Here is a 2,168-nt window from a genome sequence, read left to right on the forward strand (position 1 = left end):
TTTTTGAAATCTAATAGTAAGAGCCATTAGCTCAGTTGGTAGAGCATCTGACTTTTAATCAGAGGGTCGAAGGTTCGAGTCCTTCATGGCTCACCATTTGTCTTTTTGCGGGTGTGGCGGAATTGGCAGACGCGCTAGACTTAGGATCTAGTGTCTTACGACGTGGGGGTTCGAGTCCCTTCACCCGCACTTTATTTACAAAGTGCACGCAAATTGGTTTTACTAGCTTAAGAGCCTACTAAACCAGCACAAACACAATTTAATGATCACGCGGTCGTGGCGGAATGGCAGACGCGCTAGGTTGAGGGCCTAGTGGGTGAATAACCCGTGGAGGTTCAAGTCCTCTCGGCCGCATCAATGATACCAAGGGTTGTAGACCCCTGGTATTTTTTTGTGCTTATTTTCAAATTTGTCACTGTCCACAAACTGCCCACTTACCTACAGTAAGCCAACTAATCTAAATTACCAGTTATTTCCTGTTTATTTGGATATAGCTATTCGTAAACATCAATTGTTTCCACAACTTCTGCCCCTTCAGAGTGATAACCAAGAATTATTGCATCGGTTTGCACCGCCAGAACCGTTTACTGTTGTTTTTCAAATTGATCACCGATTGCATCACTGAATATCATAAAATGTACCACCAAGAACCACAAATTACACCAGATCGATAAGTGAACCTGACGGAATCATGAATTTCATCAGGTTCTTTCTGCATTCTGGTTCATGTTAAATCAAAGTAATCTAGGTAAACATAAAGGTAGTTTGTGTTTTTATATAAGTTTACTTTACTTTTGTATAAGGTGAGTTTATAATTTGATTTAAGAGGTGATGGTCATGAAGAAAGATTTGGGTGATTCGATCTCAAACAAGGTTTATGAATATCGTGTACTTGCCAGATTGTCTCAGCAAGAATTAGCAGAGAAAGTCGGGGTTTCCAAACAAACCATCTTCGTAATGGAAAAAGGAAATTATGTTCCGACTCTGCTGTTAGCTTTTCGAATTGCCGAATTTTTTAATGTGGATGTAAACGAGATTTTTACTTATGAGAAAGGAAATGATCAAAAATGAAAATGAATTCGATCACAGATACGATCACCAACGCAATTTTTTCCCCTTTAAAGTCCTGGGCTGAACATTCTCCGGGAAATTGGAGTATTCTCATTGGCAGCGGATTTGTATTGCTCGTAGTTGGATTGATTCTGACAATCGTATTTCATAAAAAAATGGGTAAGACTGACGAGAGAACAAATCAAATAGCATTAAAAAGTTGCCTCTATATGTTATGTGCACTAATTTTGTGCGACACGATTTTCCCGAAAAATTATATGTGGCAAGTTTTCTTCTTATTTAAGTATTCTATTGCATTCTTCGCTTCAGCAATCTATCTAGCTGTTCGATATAAAAAAGATTTTTTGTAAATTCAATTACCGAGAAAGATAGTGTCTCTGTAGTTTTAATTGTTTTAGGAGAGCTAACGAATATGAAATCATTTTATAATGAGATTTGGAGAGTAGGAAAGTAAGGGGTTTTTTTGCTCACCAATTATTAACCACAATTCATACAAACCGTTAGAAATGATGTAAAGTGGAGTTAGAAAGTGTAATGAAAACAAGCTTTCATAACCAGTGATATAGATATACTATGTTGAGGGCCTGGTGGGTGAATAACCCGTGGAGGTTCAAGTCCTCTCGGCCGCAAGGGTTGTAGACCCCTGTTATTTTTTTATGCCTATTTTTAAATTGTCTATTGCCCAGTTACCTAAAGGTAATCAACTATTTATCAGCCGTTTCCTTTTGTTTGGATGATATTATGAAGAAGCAAAAGGTAAAGATATTAAGTAAGAGGAGTAAACCATGTGTTTGCTCCTCTTTTTTTCTCTCTATAAAATGATTGTCCTGTGAATTCAATGCGCTTTTTAACGATTTAGTCAGTTTAGCTTTATTTTTGTGATTATAAACGATAGTTTTTACCTATCATTTCTATATAAATAATTGAATTGTATTATAAGTAAAGCTGACCTATACTTTTATTGAAAATTGACTTTGCTTAGAAAGCATCAAGGTATAAGGCAATTGTTAAATGCTAATTCCGAAAAAAATCACGGAGGAATTTCATGAAAAATTTTAATGTTGCTATTCCAACTCCATTTCATAATGATGAGAGTT

General features: G+C 36.3%; 2 protein-coding genes and 3 tRNA genes. All 5 read left to right on the forward strand.

Going from position 1 to position 2,168, the window contains the following annotated elements; all coding sequences use genetic code 11:
* Positions 1–20 precede the first annotated feature (20 nt).
* The 5 genes from RAC86_RS38015 to RAC86_RS38035 all read left to right on the forward strand — a co-directional run bounded on the left by RAC86_RS38015 (position 21) and on the right by RAC86_RS38035 (position 1,421).
* Positions 21–96, forward strand: a tRNA-Lys gene (locus tag RAC86_RS38015).
* An 11-nt stretch (positions 97–107) separates the two neighbouring features.
* Positions 108–189, forward strand: a tRNA-Leu gene (locus RAC86_RS38020).
* Between the two features lie 81 nt (positions 190–270).
* Positions 271–354, forward strand: a tRNA-Leu gene (locus RAC86_RS38025).
* 483 nt (positions 355–837) lie between these two features.
* Positions 838–1,071, forward strand: a complete 234-nt coding sequence (locus tag RAC86_RS38030; protein WP_079288458.1) for a helix-turn-helix transcriptional regulator — start codon at positions 838–840, stop codon at positions 1,069–1,071.
* Complete coding sequence (locus RAC86_RS38035; RefSeq protein WP_072565780.1) at positions 1,068–1,421, forward strand: DUF2178 domain-containing protein; 354 nt, start codon at positions 1,068–1,070, stop codon at positions 1,419–1,421. Before RAC86_RS38030 ends, RAC86_RS38035 begins: the two co-directional genes overlap by 4 nt.
* The last annotated feature ends 747 nt before the right edge of the window (positions 1,422–2,168 follow it).

This window comes from Bacillus sp. LR_5 (assembly GCF_042709275.1).